Annotated in this window: 17 protein-coding genes; 3 read left to right on the plus strand and 14 right to left on the minus strand. The window is 50.7% G+C overall.

The genetic code is table 11. The features are described from left to right. Window position 1 precedes the first annotated feature (1 nt). Genes aroE through NK662_RS01430 form a run of 3 tightly spaced genes read right to left on the minus strand, consistent with a single transcriptional unit; the run spans window position 2 to window position 2483 of the window. Window positions 2-835, minus strand: a complete 834-nt coding sequence (gene aroE, locus NK662_RS01420; protein ID WP_254756610.1) for a shikimate dehydrogenase — start codon at window positions 833-835, stop codon at window positions 2-4. 26 nt (window positions 836-861) lie between these two features. Continuing rightward, window positions 862-1968 carry a ribosome biogenesis GTPase YqeH gene (gene yqeH / locus NK662_RS01425; RefSeq protein WP_254756612.1) on the minus strand — a complete coding sequence of 369 codons (1107 nt, stop codon included), beginning with the start codon at window positions 1966-1968 and terminating at the stop codon, window positions 862-864. 2 nt (window positions 1969-1970) lie between these two features. Further along, window positions 1971-2483 carry a YqeG family HAD IIIA-type phosphatase gene (locus tag NK662_RS01430; RefSeq protein WP_254756613.1) on the minus strand — a complete coding sequence of 171 codons (513 nt, stop codon included), beginning with the start codon at window positions 2481-2483 and terminating at the stop codon, window positions 1971-1973. 275 nt (window positions 2484-2758) lie between these two features. On the opposite strand from NK662_RS01430, the gene NK662_RS01435 reads away from it, so the two are divergent. Next, window positions 2759-2911, plus strand: a complete 153-nt coding sequence (locus NK662_RS01435) for a sporulation histidine kinase inhibitor Sda (protein ID WP_254757421.1) — start codon at window positions 2759-2761, stop codon at window positions 2909-2911. Between the two features lie 51 nt (window positions 2912-2962). On the opposite strand, the gene NK662_RS01440 is transcribed toward NK662_RS01435, so the two are convergent. Next, window positions 2963-3742 carry a phosphatidylserine decarboxylase gene (locus NK662_RS01440; RefSeq protein ID WP_254756615.1) on the minus strand — a complete coding sequence of 260 codons (780 nt, stop codon included), beginning with the start codon at window positions 3740-3742 and terminating at the stop codon, window positions 2963-2965. Window positions 3743-3847: 105 nt separating this feature from the next. On the opposite strand from NK662_RS01440, the gene pssA reads away from it, so the two are divergent. Further along, window positions 3848-4384 (plus strand): CDP-diacylglycerol--serine O-phosphatidyltransferase, encoded by a 537-nt coding sequence (gene pssA / locus NK662_RS01445; RefSeq protein ID WP_254756617.1) that lies wholly within the window; start codon window positions 3848-3850, stop codon window positions 4382-4384. A gap of 37 nt (window positions 4385-4421) precedes the next feature. Here the strand turns inward: pssA and NK662_RS01450 are convergent, their stop codons facing one another. The 3 genes from NK662_RS01450 to sigK all read right to left on the minus strand — a co-directional run bounded on the left by NK662_RS01450 (window position 4422) and on the right by sigK (window position 7378). Further along, window positions 4422-5624 (minus strand): ABC transporter permease, encoded by a 1203-nt coding sequence (locus tag NK662_RS01450; protein WP_254756619.1) that lies wholly within the window; start codon window positions 5622-5624, stop codon window positions 4422-4424. A 1-nt stretch (window position 5625) separates the two neighbouring features. Next, window positions 5626-6510 (minus strand): ABC transporter ATP-binding protein, encoded by an 885-nt coding sequence (locus NK662_RS01455; protein WP_254756621.1) that lies wholly within the window; start codon window positions 6508-6510, stop codon window positions 5626-5628. A gap of 154 nt (window positions 6511-6664) precedes the next feature. After that, window positions 6665-7378: an RNA polymerase sporulation sigma factor SigK gene (gene sigK / locus NK662_RS01460; protein ID WP_254756623.1), complete on the minus strand. Its 714-nt coding sequence runs from the start codon at window positions 7376-7378 to the stop codon at window positions 6665-6667. A 355-nt stretch (window positions 7379-7733) separates the two neighbouring features. Here sigK and NK662_RS01465 point away from each other — a divergent pair, with 355 nt between their 5' ends. After that, on the plus strand, window positions 7734-8618 hold the full coding sequence (locus tag NK662_RS01465) for a cation diffusion facilitator family transporter (RefSeq protein WP_254756625.1): 885 nt from the start codon (window positions 7734-7736) through the stop codon (window positions 8616-8618). Between the two features lie 150 nt (window positions 8619-8768). On the opposite strand, the gene NK662_RS01470 is transcribed toward NK662_RS01465, so the two are convergent. The 7 genes from NK662_RS01470 to ssuD all read right to left on the minus strand — a co-directional run bounded on the left by NK662_RS01470 (window position 8769) and on the right by ssuD (window position 15003). Beyond that, on the minus strand, window positions 8769-9080 hold the full coding sequence (locus tag NK662_RS01470; RefSeq protein WP_254756627.1) for a hypothetical protein: 312 nt from the start codon (window positions 9078-9080) through the stop codon (window positions 8769-8771). Between the two features lie 256 nt (window positions 9081-9336). Further along, window positions 9337-10233, minus strand: a complete 897-nt coding sequence (locus NK662_RS01475) for a cation diffusion facilitator family transporter (protein ID WP_254756629.1) — start codon at window positions 10231-10233, stop codon at window positions 9337-9339. A 330-nt stretch (window positions 10234-10563) separates the two neighbouring features. Further along, entirely contained in the window at window positions 10564-10968 is a 405-nt protein-coding gene (arsC, locus tag NK662_RS01480; protein ID WP_254756631.1) for an arsenate reductase (thioredoxin), read from the minus strand. 24 nt (window positions 10969-10992) lie between these two features. After that, window positions 10993-12030, minus strand: coding sequence for an ACR3 family arsenite efflux transporter (arsB, locus tag NK662_RS01485; RefSeq protein ID WP_254756633.1), 1038 nt, complete (start codon window positions 12028-12030; stop codon window positions 10993-10995). A gap of 70 nt (window positions 12031-12100) precedes the next feature. Next, window positions 12101-12418: an ArsR/SmtB family transcription factor gene (locus NK662_RS01490; protein ID WP_254756635.1), complete on the minus strand. Its 318-nt coding sequence runs from the start codon at window positions 12416-12418 to the stop codon at window positions 12101-12103. A gap of 213 nt (window positions 12419-12631) precedes the next feature. Then, window positions 12632-13525: a cation diffusion facilitator family transporter gene (locus NK662_RS01495; protein WP_254756637.1), complete on the minus strand. Its 894-nt coding sequence runs from the start codon at window positions 13523-13525 to the stop codon at window positions 12632-12634. Window positions 13526-13863: 338 nt separating this feature from the next. Beyond that, window positions 13864-15003 (minus strand): FMNH2-dependent alkanesulfonate monooxygenase, encoded by a 1140-nt coding sequence (gene ssuD / locus NK662_RS01500; protein WP_254756639.1) that lies wholly within the window; start codon window positions 15001-15003, stop codon window positions 13864-13866.

Consider the following 15003-nt stretch of genomic DNA (forward strand, 5'->3'; position numbering starts at 1 on the left):
GTTATCCTCCAAGCTTTGTTATAACGGTTTGCTTCATCCGCCCCACGTCCGGCCACTGACCGGTCCAATACTCAAACGCGAGTGCGCCCTGGTACACGAACATATCCACCCCGTTTTGCACAATGGCGCCCGCCTCTCTTGCTTCCCGCAGCAGGCGTGTTTCAAACGGGTTGTAAATGATATCCGATACAATGGCGCCCCTCTTGAGGCTGCGGATCGGCAGCGGTGTATCCGCCACATGCGGCGACATGCCGACCGTTGTTGTATTGATGATGATATCGTACTCGTGCTGCTGTGCTTCGGCCTGCTCCATCGTGATTGCCTTTGAGGCGATCTCGTAACGGCAAGCGTCAATCAGCTCCTGTGCCCGGCTTGCTGTACGGTTGGCGATGTCAGCCTCACGGACGCCAAGTGCGGCCAAAGAGAAGAAAATCGCCCGGCTGGCCCCACCCGCCCCCAGCAGCAGAATGCGCTTTTCCTGAAGAGGTTCTTTGCTTATAGATTGCAACGAACGGATATACCCTATTCCGTCAGTGTTATAACCAACGAGAGCTCCATTTCGGTTAACAACCGTATTGACGGCGCCAATTTGCCCGGCAAGCTCGTCCACTTCGTCCAAATACCGCATGACGTCCACCTTATGCGGCGTCGTCACATTAAAGCCGGAAATTTCAATTGCCCGAAAGCCCTTTACCGCATTCTCAAGCTGTTCTTCCTTGATGCGGAATGCATGATAATGCGCGTCAATCCCCAAGTGCGACAGCGCGTCATTATGCATCAGCGGTGATAACGAATGACCGATTGGATTGCCGATGACACCGTATAGCTTCTTCATGTCCCTCTCCCATTGTTTGTATATTTTTAAATCAAGGACTTGCGAATGGAGACACTCACGCCTTTTGGAACGTGTGCCACTACCTTCGCCCCTGGCTCGTTGACTGTGACCCAGCCCAGGCCGGAGAATACAATATCTGTTTTCCCCTCGCGGATCATGAACTCATGCCTTGTCAGCTCCGGAAACTCCGGCAGTTCCTCGGGCGATGGCGGTGTCAGCAATTCACCGACATGGTTTTTGTACAGCTCGTCCGCCTTCTCCAGCTTGGTCCGGTGGATGTGGAGCGCGTTGGACATGTAGCATACGAAGGAATGACGTCCGCCGCTGACATAGTCCAGACGGCCCAAGCCGCCAAAGAATAAGGTTTGCCCTTCATTGAGCTGGAAGACCATGGGCTTGACCTCTTTGGTCGGGGTGATGGTCTTCAGGCTGCGCTTATCCACGTAGTGCGCCATCTGATGGTGGTTGATGATGCCCGGCGTATCAAACATAGAAGATGTCTCATCGAGCGGAATGTCAATTAAGTCCAATGTTGTGCCAGGGAAGTGTGAAGTCGTGATCACATTCTCCTGCACATCGCTGAATTCCTTGATCATCCGGTTAATGAAAGTGGACTTGCCGACATTCGTACAGCCGACCACATACACATCCTTGCCTTCACGATACTGTTCAATCGCCTCGGCAAGCTCCTTGATGCCTTGCCCCTTTGCCGCGCTGATCAAGAACACATCCGCCGGCTTCAGCCCAAGCTCCTTCGCGCTTTGGCGCATCCAGTGCGTAATTTTCTCGGCGCGGACCGCCTTCGGCACAAGATCAGCCTTATTGCCGACAAGCAGCACCTGATTATGGCCGACAAAGCGGTGAAGACCAGGCAGCCAGCTGCCGTTGAAGTCAAAGATATCCACAATTTTCACGACAAGAGCATCCGTCTGGCCGATTCCATTTAAAATGCGCAAAAAGTCATCGTCTGTTAAAGAGACATCCTGAATCTCATTATAATGCTTCAGACGGAAGCATCGTTGACAAATGACCTGTTCCTTTTCCAATGCGGACGGCGGTGCATAGCCAAGACCCTGCTTATCCTCGGTCTGGATGGTGACACCGCAACCGACACATTTCCATTCTTCTGTCAATCTTATTCCTCCCATTGAATGAGGCCCCGCTGCTTCATATTGCGCATGAGGCGTCTTTCAATTTTTCGATTAAAGCGGGTTACAAAACCATCTGTTTGGGCAACCGGAACCACAAGAATTGTATGCAGCCCCAACCGGTTGCCGCCCAGTACATCCGTCAGCAGCTGATCGCCGATGACCACCACTTCCTCCGCACGCAGCTGCATCGTATGCAAGGCCTTCTTGAAAGCTCTCGTCATCGGCTTGCGGGCGCTGTGGATGAAGGCAATATCAAGCGGTGCGGAGAAATCCTTTACCCGTTTCTCATTATTATTGGATACAACTGTCACCTTAATGCCGCTTGCTTTCATCCCGGCAAACCATGACTCCAGCTCAGGCGTCGCATTTGGCCGGTCCCATTCGATCAGCGTGTTGTCCAAGTCCGTGATAATGCCCTTCACTCCGCGCTGCAACAGCGCTTCCGGTGTAATTTGATACACATTTTTCACATATTCATTCGGTAAAAACAATTTCATTCCTTTTTCCACCTCTTCTAACGGGGAATTTCTGGAAAAGTTTTCGACAGCATTTTTCGCCCTTACTCCTGTGGATAACGTTATGCACATTGTCCACGTTATCCCTGCAGCTTTTCCAGAATTTACACACAACCCATACACAGGTTATCCACCAAGCTGTGTGGATAAGCGCTGCGTTGTGGCAAGTCATATTTTTTGATACAGTAAATGCAACAAGAGGACAAGCTATATGTCCTACTTACCGATGGAGGTGACATGCCGCTATGGCAGACATGATGGAAAAACTATCGGATGAATTGCTTACTGAATCTTATTATAAAGCAAAAGAACTGAATTTAAATCCCGAGTTCATCATGCTGATTAAGCAGGAGATGATCCGCCGCTCTCTTGAGGACAAACAAGAACGCGCTTCTTATGTACATAGATAAAGAGCCATCTGCCAAAGACGGCTCTTTCTTTCTATCATAAAAGGAACGGCATTACAACCTTTTTGCGAGCCGTTGTCCGACAACAACGCCTTGTCCCGGCTTCAAACCGGCATCCACTTCTGCCATGCCACGCTCAAACAACAGGACAACTGTAGACCCGAACGTGAAGTATGCCATCTCTTCACCCTTTTGCAGCTCATCGTTTCGATGCAGCAGCTCAATGCTGTTGACAAACATGGCGCCCACCTTAACAATTGCTGTATGCTTTCCTGCGCTGTCCACCTCCGTGATGGAGCGGTAGTTCTTTGACAGCGTATCCTTTCCGTATTTCAAGCCCAGCTCGTTCACCGGATAGGACTTCCTGCCGAGCGTATAACGCCTGAGAACACGGCCTGACACCGGGCTGTGAATCCGGTGATAGTGGCTTGGGCTGAGGTACAGAATCACATATGTTCCGCCCTTGTATGTTCCAGCCTTCTCCTGGCTCCCCAGCATATCCGCAACAGAATAGTTTTTCCCTTTCACATGGAACACCTTATCCTCCGTAATGGGACCGGCATCCGCAAACACGCCGTCCACCGGGCTGATAATGATATCCGCGCTTTGTTCAATCGGGCGCCGGCCTTCCTTCAGCCGCCGGGTAAACAGCTCATGCAGGGTGCGGTATTCGTGCAGCTCTTTTTCCATCTCTCCCTGTTGTATTTTAAATACACGCGCATATGATGGGATTATGGCTCTGCTCAGGCGCGACTGCGCAAATTTGCGCAGCAAATACGATGTAAAGCGCCCATTCGTTAGTTCAATCAAAAACCGGTATAGTGTGCGGCGCACGAGTGAAACCCCCTAAAATCATCTTTACGGAACAGAATTCTCTCCAGTACAATATTGCTATTATATTCTAAATCTTGTTTCCTATCCATAAGGAGTGAAGAATCTTTGCTATTACAGGTCCTTGATTCGACTTTGCGCAAGCTGAAGGCGCAAACAGCCAACATCTGCACGATGGTGAATCTGTCTCTTGGATGCGCGGCCCTTCTTTTTACTCTGCAGGACGAATTCAAACTCGCACTCATTTTTATCTTCCTGGCCGCCCTCTCCGACCGGTTCGACGGCATGCTTGCGCGCAAGCTCGGGATTGAATCTGAGCTCGGCAGGCAGTTGGACTCCCTTTGCGATCTTGTGTCCTTTGGCGTTGCCCCGGCCCTCCTGATTTACCAGACCGTCCTCTATGACTACAGTGTGCCCGGCGCCTTCTTCACCATCCTGTACATCGCCTGCGGCGCCTTCCGCCTTGCCCGCTTCAACGTGACAGAATCCAACGGCTATTTCCAAGGTGTCCCGATTACGGTTGCGGGCTGCCTCCTGACACTGAGCTACTTCTTGGCCGGCACAGTCTCTACGAATGTCTTCCTTGTGCTGCTGATTGCACTGTCCTTCTTGATGGTCAGCAGTGTAAAACTGAAAAAAATGTAAAAAACGAGGCCCGCCGGAGCCTCGTTTTCCTATTTGCTTACTGCTTTCGCGCAAAGCGCAGAAGATCCTTCCACTGCACCTTCTCGCTGTAATTCAACACTCCATTCTTGTAGACACGGCCGGCAAATGTGTTCAGAATACCCAATGTCACAAGCAGCAGCAGCAGCGTCACAACAACCTCCCATACTGCCGCTTCTCCGCTTACCACCCGGGCAAACATCGTTGTCGGCGTAAAAAACGGAATATAGGAGCCAACCACCACAATGGTCGCTTTCGCATCCGTCATGGCTTTCATCCCGATGAACAATGCACCCACCATAAGGGCCGTAACCGGGAAGGATGCAGACGCAATATCCTCTGTTTTGCTGACCATGGCGCCAATGGCCGCATACAGCATGGCATATACAAGATAGCCAAGTGCAAAGTACAAAACAAACGCGATAATGACAGCCGGTGTCAGCCGGTCCACATCAATCTTCATGCTGAAAATGCTCAGCCGGTCGGGTTTGGCCAGCTTCAGGAGCACACTTAATCCGTATGCTGCAGCCAGAACAGCCAGCTGGAACAAGCCGGTGCAAAGGTTTGCAAGCACCTTGCTGTACATAAGCAGGATGGGCCTTACCTTGGGAACAAGAATATCCATGACACGCGATGATTTTTCCGCCGCAATCGATGTAGCCACACCGGAGCCGAAGCTGATGATGAGCACATACATTAGGAATGTAAAGATATATACGACTCCCATGGTGCTCATCGTATCCTGCAGCACCTTATCCTGTACCTTCGGCGGTGTCAGCAGCTTCCCTGCTGTCTCCGGAGATGTGTTTGTTTCGGCAATCACGCGCTCTAAATACTTCTGCTGCACAGCTTGCGCTGCCACAGCTATCAGCTGGTCGTCGCGAAACGACTTATATGTATATGAAATTTCCGGTCTTCCCTGCTTTTCCTCCACCCGCAGAATTCCGGCAAGCTCCCCCTTCTCAATGGCGGCTTCTGTCGGTTCCGCTTTACTAAACTCCACATGAGCCAGCTGCTTCTCCAGCCCCTGCAGGTCAAGCTGATATAACGGCGACTCCGCCACATACGCAATTTTATCCTTCTCGCCATCTCCATTCGTCAGCTTGCCGATGCCAAACACGCCAATTGTCCCCAGGAATAGAATGGCGGCTGTAATCATAATTGCCTTTGAGCGAAAGCCCTCCTTTAAATAGAAGAGAAATACCGTCCCAAACTGTCTCATCTCATCGCGCCCTCTCTACAAAGATTTCCTGCAGGGTCGGCTCCAGCATCTGAAAATAGCGGAAGCGCAAGCCCTTTTCCCGCAGCTGCCCAAGCAGATGCAAGGCCTCCTCATCATGCTGCACACGGACAGCCGCATCATGGCCGCGCTCCTCAAACGCCCTGCCCAAATCTCCCAGCGCTTTCCGGACCTCGGCTGTGCCCGGAAGCGTAAGCGTCCGATAGCCGTATGTCTGCTTGATTTCAGTCAGCGTGCCGCTCAGCACCATTTGCCCGCGGTGCAGCAGCACAATCTCCTCGCAGAAGGCTTCTACCTGCTCCATCCGGTGGCTCGAGAAAATGACCGTTTTGCCGGCTTGAATCTGCTCCGAAATTAAATTTGCCAGCACGGAAGCATTCACCGGATCGAGACCGCTGAAGGGCTCATCCAGAATCACAATCTCCGGATTATGAAGGAGCGTCGCAATAATTTGGATTTTCTGCTGATTTCCCTTTGAAAGCTCACCGGCCTTCTTGTTCCGGTACTCTGTCATCTCAAGCTTCGTCAGCCAATACTCAATGGCAGCATCGGCTTCCTTCCTTGTCATGCCCTCCAGCTGGCCGAAATAGCGCAGCTGATCGGTAATCTTTGTTTTCGCATACAGACCGCGCTCCTCCGGCAAATAGCCGATGGATACCTCCTCCCGCCGCAGCGGCCTGCCATTCCAGGTCATGCTGCCGGAATCCGGCTGCAGCAGCCCAAGCAGCAGCTTAATCGTGGTTGTCTTCCCGGCGCCGTTACGGCCCAACAGCCCGAGCACACGGCCTTGCTGAAGCGAAAAATTGACCTGCTGCACCGCTTTTGTTTCCCCATATGACTTTGTAAGTCCTTGTACTTTAAGTGTCATAGCAGTTCCTCCTATTCTACTAAAAGTATAGCATGGGAACATACCTTCGTTACATAATATTTTCCAATAAATAGATACAGATAAGGTTCATTGGATATCCTCCAAACAAGAAAAGAGCTCTAAAAGCAGACGCTCCTGCTTTTAGAACTCCCTTTCATCCCTTGCTCTTCTTCTCTTTTTCCGCCCTGGCAAACTCATGATACATCTTCATCAGCGCCCGCTTCTCAATCCGGGATACATAGCTGCGCGAAATCCCCAGTGCCTTCGCAATTTCCCGCTGCGTCTTCTCCTTATCCATCCCAAGCCCGAACCGGTTCAGGATGACCTCCTTCTCCCGGTCATCCAAAATGCCGATATACTCCCTGATCTTCTCCAGCTCCATGTTCAACTGAATGGTATCAATTACATCGTCTGATTCGGACTTTAAGATATCAATGAGACTGATTTCATTGCCTTCCTTATCCTGCCCGATCGGGTCATGCAACGAGACATCCTTCTTTGTCTTCTTCAGGGCGCGCAGATGCATCAGGATTTCGTTCTCAATGCACCGGGCCGCATACGTCGCCAGCTTGGTCCCCTTGCCCTGTGAGTAGCTCTCAATCGCCTTAATCAGTCCAATGGTGCCGATGGAAATGAGGTCTTCGGAGTCTTCGCCTGTGTTCTCAAACTTCTTTACGATATGCGCAACGAGTCGAAGATTGTGTTCTATTAGCATATTCCGCGCATGCGCGTCCCCTTCCTCCATCAGCTGCAGATAACGCTGCTCATCCTCAGGCGGCAGTGGCTGTGGAAACGCATTGTTTTTGACGTATGACACAAACAGAAGGAATTCCTTGATCATGTAGCCGATTGCTGCCAGTATGCTCATTCCTTCACCCCCGCGAAAAATGGTGTTCGTTATGATGTGTATGCGGCGGCGGGAATGTCCTTGTTTGTACCAGAGGATTTTGGCATGTACATGGAGTAAGACTGTTTTTTAGACAGTGCTGCTTAGGGCAGAGGAAGCAGCCTGATGCACGTATACCGGGCAGTCCTCTCCATGGAATAGTACAGTAACCTCCTGTATCTAAAAATACCCAACAACCTCCTCCCTGCTACATGTTCACCGGCTTCAACTTTTTTTCTTGCTTCTTATTTAGTGAGGATAGGGAAACAACATTGCTGTAGACCCACTCCATTTCCGCTTGCTATGATGGCAGTAAAAGGAAATGGGAGGGTGAAATATGGAACAGCCACGGTATCATGATATAAAGCTTGGAGAAAAAGGAGCCATCATCAGTATCATCGCCTATGTTTGTTTGTCTGTTTTAAAGCTGTTCATTGGCTACACTGCCAATTCAGAAGCCTTGCGAGCAGACGGCTTGAACAACACAACAGATATTGCGGCCTCCATTGCTGTCTTGATCGGGCTGCGTTTCTCAAGAAAGCCGGCTGACCGCGACCATCCGTATGGACATTGGAAGGCGGAAACCATTGCTTCCCTGCTGGCCTCCTTTATTATGATGGCAGTGGGACTGCAAGTGCTGTACGGAGCCGTCTCTTCTATTCGCGACGGCGGCGGCGGAGCACCTGATTTGTTGGCGGCCTGGACAGGTCTGTTTTGTGCTGTAGTCATGTACTTCGTATATCAGTACAACAAAAAACTGGCGTTGCAAATTAACAGTCAGGCTGTGATGGCTGCTGCGAAAGATAACCTGTCTGACGCTTGGGTCAGTATTGGGGCAGCCATCGGCATCATCGGGTCCCAATTCCATCTTAACTGGCTGGATTCCCTTACAGCTGCGGCAGTTGGATTGCTGATTTGCAAAACAGCCTGGGATATTTTCCGCGAGGCAACCCATCATCTGACTGACGGATTTGATGAGGAAATGCTGGAGAAATACCGACAGACTGTATTGGCCACTCCCGGTGTAAAAGGGGTGGAAAACCTGCGCGCCCGAAGCTATGGCAGCCACACTGTCGTCGACTTGGTTCTTCTGGTCGGGTCCCATTTGGATATACAGGATGCCCATCGTTTGGCCACCAAGGTAGAGGATGAACTCAAGCGGACACACGGCGTATATGATGTTCACGTGCATATGGAGCCTACGCTGAAGGACGTTGATTAATGCGCGCTCTGCTCCATGTACGGCCTGCGTCGCATTTTCCGGTCTATAGGAATGTAATGCCTGAAAAAAGGGCTGGACGCAGAATGCGTCCAGCCCTCTAAAATGGGAAAAGGCTTAAGACCGCTTCCCGGCAACACTGGCATTGGCTCGTCAGTCGTTATAGCCCCAGCCGTAAGCACTGTTAAATGGAGCAACGGCATTGATACGGCTTGCAGCGACACGTGTTACACCTGGAAAGCCGTTGAAGTTGGAAAGAAGCACGTTGCCATTTTGAAAGCCTTGAAAGACCCCTGCAGCAGGCCGCTGCGCGTCATATTGCAGCGTAACACGCGTTCCAGGACTGAGGGTTCCCAAGAAACGCACCATGCTTGGGTCATCCATATCAAGATCATGACGGTAGTTCTGGCTGTATCTATCATTATAGTCATTCAAGCTGTTATACCGATTGTTATAGGAATGCATATCATCACCTCCTTCGTTTCTATCTGATCTATCATATGCTAGTCTTGTGGACAAGGTGTCTGATAGAAGACAAGTTATATGCGGATTTTGAAGGCCCGCCATGCGCGGCAGCTGTCTGGCAAAAGAACTCCCTGCCAAGCTGTTTGACAGGGAGTTCCTTCTTTGCCGGACAGCGGGGCTCTGCTTCCGCTGCGGTCCGGCGATTCTGTTTAATTCTGCTAAAGGCGGAAAACTGCCGCCTGACTCATAGTGCGATTTATCCCTCCGGAAAATATGGATTTAAATGAATCAGCACTTCTTCAATCTCATTATACTTGTCCATTAAGGCGCGCTTAATGTCCCTGCCCAAGTCATGCCCCTCTTTGATCGTCTTCTCATGATAGATTGAAATCCGAAGGTCCACAAGCACATAATGCCCGTGCTCTCTGGCCCGAATCCGGTCAATTCTGCGCACCTCCGGAAACTGCTGCACGACGGCCTTGTAGCTGTCCAGGAGCTCGGGCTCCACGCTGCGCTCCAGCAAAATATGAAAGGCCTCCGTGCACATTTCCTTGGCAATCTTAAAAATAAGATAGGCAACGAAAATACCGGCGATTCTATCACCGTACAGGAGAATGGCAACATCCAGCTTTTCCCCGGCAATTGATAAAAGGACCCCCGCTGCCGCCGCCAAGGAGGCAACAATGTCAGCCTTATGGTCATAGGCAATCGCTTCAATTGCCTTACTGTGGTGCTTCCGGGCAACAGCAAGCGAATATCTGTACAGAACCATCTTAGCCGCGTAAGAAAAGAGCGCCACCCACATCGCCAAAATTGTCGGCGCTTCAAGCGGATGCCAAAAACCGCTTACAGCCTCATACACGATATATAAGGACACCATCAGCAGCAACACGCCGACGATGCCGGAAATAATAACCTCTGCCTTTCCATGGCCGTATGGATGCTCAGGGTCCGCCGGTTTGTTTGCCATGCCAATGACAAGCAGAACAATCACAGATGCGAATACGTCAGCCGCAGAGTGGATACCGTCTGCCAGCACGCCCTCACTCCCTGCATACATACCGATACCAATCTTTCCGAAAGTCAGCACGATGTTACTTACTATGCTCAACCAAGCTACTTGCTTGGCAATCCGTTCCCGCTGGTTCTCCACCCGTTTCTCACCTTGCCTTGTCGATATTTTAGAACTTTTGCATCATATCACGGGAAATTCGAGTGGGTCTAGAGAAACAGAATAGCGCCTCTTCAGCTTTTTTGGACAAAGGAAAGATGAGGTCTTGCCATTGCTTACAGCTGCTTTTCTCTCAAAAGGCGGCTCCCCGCCAGCCAAAATGGTTTATCGTCCAGACAGCAGCGTGACCCTTGGCAATTCTCAAAAGAAAAGGCCGCCTGTATTCGGCAGCCTGAAATATGGTTTGCTTGAAGCCCGGAATCAGGCATCCACCTTTTCTTCCACTTGCTTGACCATATCCTTACAATCCGTTTATTTACCCGTTTCCGCAAACTCTTTGATTCTTGCTCCAATTTCATCGCGTACACGCTGAAACTCGGACCATTCCTTCCCTGCAGGATCATCAAACCCCCAATGTACACGCGGCACACGTGGCGGTGTCGCCGGGCACACTGCATCAGCGTGGCTGCATAGCGTTACAACCAAATCTGCCCGATTTAACATGCTTGGTTCAGTTACATCCGAAGTCTGCCCGCTGATATCCATTCCAACCTCTGCCATGGCTTTTACAGCATTCGGGTTTACACCGTGCGCTTCAATTCCAGCTGAATATACATCCCATTGATCACCCAAATACTTCTTTCCCCATGCTTCCGCCATCTGGCTGCGGCAAGAGTTTCCGGTGCACAAAAAATAGATCATTTTCTTGTTTTCCATGTTGACTTCCACCTTTCCCCAATATTAAACAGATTCCGCAAAGTATTTGCGCTTGAACCAGAACGCCACGTTGACGAGCGCAATCATGACCGGCACCTCCACAAGCGGTCCGATGACAGCGGCAAATGCCGCACCAGAGTGAATACCGAATACGCCGACAGCCACCGCAATGGCGAGTTCAAAATTGTTGCTTCCTGCAGTAAATGCCAGTGTGGTTGTGACAGGATAGCCCGCCCCAATTCTTCTTCCAAGGAAGAAGGAAACAAAGAACATAACCATAAAGTACACCAGCAACGGAATGGCAATGCGCACCACGTCAAGCGGCAGGCTTACAATCATTTCTCCTTTCAGGGAGAACATGATGACAATTGTGAAGAGCAGCGCAGCAAGTGTCATCGGGCTGATTTTCGGGATAAAGACCTTTTCATACCATTGTCTTCCCTTCGCTCTGACCAATGTGAGGCGTGTCAGCATACCGCCAAAGAACGGGATTCCCAAGTAAATCAGCACGGACTTCGCAACCTCTGCCATGGTAATATGAATGATGGCGCCTTGTATGCCAAACCATGCTGGAATGATTGTAACGAATACGTAGGCATATAGAGAGAAGAAAATCATTTGAAATACAGAGTTAAATGCCACAAGCCCAGCCGCATACTCCGCGTCTCCATTCGCCAAGTCATTCCACACAATGACCATGGCAATACAGCGGGCAAGCCCAATCAGAATAAGTCCGACCATGTATTCAGGCTTATCAGGCAGGAACACGATTGCCAGCACAAACATGAGAACAGGTCCAATGATCCAGTTCTGCACAAGGGACAGCACCAGGACTTTCACATCCTTGAACACACGCCCCATTTCCTCATAGCGGACCTTTGCCAGCGGCGGATACATCATGAGCATTAAACCGACTGCCAACGGAACGGAGGTTGTGCCGGCCTGCAGGCGGTTCAGCCCGTCAACGAAGCCGGGAAATACAAATCCCAGCCCGATGCCCGCTGCCATCGCCAGGAAAATCCAAAGTGTTAAATACTGATCCAAGAATGATAAACGCTTCATGTCCAATTCCCCTTCAGTCTACTTTCATCAAAAAAAGTTGATATACACCTCAAACGGAGACAAGCAAAGACTAGCAGCAGCTTTTGCCCGTTTCCGCTTTTCGGAACACGAAGCACAATTCCTCCGACAACAGACTGTTGACTTCGCTGTCATGCAAATCGTAATAGCTCCATGTCCCCTTCGTTTCCTTCGTGATGAAGCCTGCCTCCAGCAAGACTTTCAAATGATAAGACAGCTTGGACTGCGGCATATCAAAGATGTCTGTCAAATCACATACGCATGTTTTCCCCCTTTGACAAAGCTCATACAGGATTTCGAGACGCTTTCCGTCCGCCAATGCTTTAAACTTCTTCTCATACAGATCAAACCGCTGTTTTCCTGCTGTCATGAGTGCATTTCCCCTCAGCAAATTGTTAGATGCTTTTAGTATACATAAGCAGAGGCGGCTTCCGTAAGCCCTTCATCAATTTTTCTTGATGAATATGACGGAATCCGCTCCTCCAGTTCTTGATTTCCTTTTTGCGAACACAGCCGCCCTGCGCCGGCGAACCATGCCAGGATGGCTCTGCCGGCGCCGCTTACGCATATTGGATGCAGGCTGCTACTCGGGAAAATAAGGATTTAAATGAATCAGCACCTCATTCACCTCATTGTACGTTTCCATTAAGGCGCGCTTAATCTCTCTGCCCAAGTCATGTCCTTCTTTAATGGTCCTGTCATGATCAATGGAAATTCGAAGATCCACAAGCACATAATGCCCATGCTCCCTGGCCCGGATCCGGTCAATTCTCTTCACTTCCGGAAACTGCTGCACAACGGCTTTGTAGCCCTCAAGCACCTGCGAATCCACGCTTCGCTCCAATAGAATATCAAATGCTTCCGTGCACATTTCCTTGGCAATTCTGAAAATCAGATAGGCCACAAAGATACTGGCAATCTTATCTCCATACAAAAGAGCTGTAATATCCAGTCTTTTCCCCAGGATGGATAAGAGAACACCCGCAGCTGCTGCCAGGGATGCGACAATATCGGCTTTATGGTCATAGGCGATGGCTTCAATTGCCTTACTGCTGTATTTCGTTGCGACATTCAGCGAATATCGATACAGCATCAGCTTGGCCGCATAAGAGAAGAGCGCCACCCACATCGCCACAATCGTCGGCGCTTCGAGCGGATGCCAAAAGCCGCTGACAGCCTCATATACAATGTAGAAAGATACCGCGCCCAGCAGCACACCGACAATGCCGGAAATAATGACTTCTGCCTTTCCATGGCCATATGGGTGCTCCAGGTCTGCCGGCTTATTTGCCATCCCGATCACCAGCAATACGATGGCGGATGCAAATACATCGGCTGCAGAGTGGATTCCGTCCGCCACCACCCCTTCACTTCCCGCGTACAAGCCAATTCCGATTTTTCCAACCGTCAGCACAATATTGCTTATGATACTCAGCCAGGCCACCTGCTTGGCAATTCGTTCCCGCTTATTTTCCATCCCTTTCCCACCTTGCCTTGCCAACATTTCAAAACTTTTGCGTCCTATCACGAAACAAGATAAAGCCTCCATTTATTCTCAACACTAACATACCCATATCTCCATTTGTATAGCCTTCTGCACTCTTTTTCATACTATTTAGCAGATAGAAAAAGAAGTTGGAAGATGAATTCCAGGGTCTTACAACTGGGGAGGGTGTATTAGAGGGTGTTATGTATTGCTAATGGGTTAGCCGGCGGCAAATCAAAAGCACCTATCTTTCTCTCAAAGATAGGTGTTTTCGCAGTAAAATGAGCAGGTCCTCCTAGGGGCGCCTGCTCATTTCATATTGCAATCAGCTATATTTTGCTGGCGGTCTGTGGAGCATACTGATTTGCAATCATCTCGCCGGCCGGCATATGCTTGCCGCCCCTGCATGCTTTTTGCCCGGAAAACGGCAGCATCGGAAACACCAGCTCGGCAAATTGATAGGCTTCCTCCAAATGCGGATAGCCGGACAGGACAAAGGTGTCTATCCCCAAGTTCTCATATTCCTTGATCCGGGCTGCGACCTGCTCCGGACTTCCGACGAGCGCCGTGCCTGCTCCCCCGCGGACAAGGCCGACGCCGGCCCAAAGATTGGGGCTGATTTCCAATGCTTCTCTGCCTCCATTATGCAGCTGCAGCATCCGCTTCTGTCCTACAGAATCCTGGCGCGCCAGCGTGCGCTGCGCAGCTTCAATTATCCCTTGATCCACATGCTGAATTAAGCGATCGGCTGCTTCCCAAGCTTCCTGTTCGGTTTCCCGCACAATGACATGCAGCCGGATGCCGAATCGGACAGTTCTTCCCTCTTGTTCCGCCAATCGGCGGACCTGCCTGATCTTTTCCTCCACCTGGGCAGGCGGCTCGCCCCATGTCAGGTATACATCTGTATGCTTCGCCGCCACCGCCTGGCCAGCCGGTGAGGAGCCGCCAAAATAAATTGGCGGGTGCGGCTGCTGCACCGGCGGAAACAGCTGCTGTCCGCCTTCAATCCGAAGATGCTTCCCGGCGTAGTTTACTTCGCGCCCCTCCAGCAGCTGTCGCCATACTGTCAGGAACTCATCCGTCACCTCATACCGTTCATCGTGGGATAAGAACAACCCATCGCCAGCCAATTCAACCGGATCTCCGCCGGCCACAACGTTGATCAACAGGCGGCCGTCTGAAATCCGGTCAACGGTGGCGGCCATGCGTGCCGCCACGGAAGGAGACATGATGCCAGGCCGGACCGCAATCAGAAACTTCAGACGCTCCGTCACCGCAGACAAAGCAGAGGCCAGTGTCCAAGGATCTTCGCAGGATCTCCCCGTAGGAATCAGCACGCCTGTGTATCCAAGGCGGTCAGCCGCCTGTGCCACCTGGCGGAAATACGAGAAATCCGCTGTTCTTCCCCCCTTTGCTGTTCCCAAATACCGGCTGTCTCCATGCGTCGGAATAAACCATAAAATATCCAT

This window comes from Ectobacillus ponti (assembly GCF_024294785.1).
In the GTDB taxonomy this organism is placed as follows: Bacteria; Bacillota; Bacilli; order Bacillales; family Bacillaceae_G; genus Ectobacillus; species Ectobacillus ponti.

What these genes read in the sequence shown, in the direction of transcription:
- aroE (WP_254756610.1), bottom strand. Translation starts at nt 835, where the DNA reads ATGAAGAAGCTATACGGTGTCATCGGCAATCCAATCGGTCATTCGTTA.
- NK662_RS01430 (WP_254756613.1), bottom strand. Translation starts at nt 2,483, where the DNA reads ATGAAATTGTTTTTACCGAATGAATATGTGAAAAATGTGTATCAAATT.
- NK662_RS01435 (WP_254757421.1), top strand. Translation starts at nt 2,759, where the DNA reads ATGGAAAAACTATCGGATGAATTGCTTACTGAATCTTATTATAAAGCA.
- NK662_RS01450 (WP_254756619.1), bottom strand. Translation starts at nt 5,624, where the DNA reads ATGAGACAGTTTGGGACGGTATTTCTCTTCTATTTAAAGGAGGGCTTT.
- NK662_RS01455 (WP_254756621.1), bottom strand. Translation starts at nt 6,510, where the DNA reads ATGACACTTAAAGTACAAGGACTTACAAAGTCATATGGGGAAACAAAA.
- sigK (WP_254756623.1), bottom strand. Translation starts at nt 7,378, where the DNA reads ATGAGCATACTGGCAGCAATCGGCTACATGATCAAGGAATTCCTTCTG.
- NK662_RS01465 (WP_254756625.1), top strand. Translation starts at nt 7,734, where the DNA reads ATGGAACAGCCACGGTATCATGATATAAAGCTTGGAGAAAAAGGAGCC.
- NK662_RS01470 (WP_254756627.1), bottom strand. Translation starts at nt 9,080, where the DNA reads ATGCATTCCTATAACAATCGGTATAACAGCTTGAATGACTATAATGAT.
- arsC (WP_254756631.1), bottom strand. Translation starts at nt 10,968, where the DNA reads ATGGAAAACAAGAAAATGATCTATTTTTTGTGCACCGGAAACTCTTGC.
- arsB (WP_254756633.1), bottom strand. Translation starts at nt 12,030, where the DNA reads ATGAAGCGTTTATCATTCTTGGATCAGTATTTAACACTTTGGATTTTC.
- NK662_RS01490 (WP_254756635.1), bottom strand. Translation starts at nt 12,418, where the DNA reads ATGACAGCAGGAAAACAGCGGTTTGATCTGTATGAGAAGAAGTTTAAA.
- NK662_RS01495 (WP_254756637.1), bottom strand. Translation starts at nt 13,525, where the DNA reads ATGGAAAATAAGCGGGAACGAATTGCCAAGCAGGTGGCCTGGCTGAGT.
- ssuD (WP_254756639.1), bottom strand. Translation starts at nt 15,003, where the DNA reads ATGGATATTTTATGGTTTATTCCGACGCATGGAGACAGCCGGTATTTG.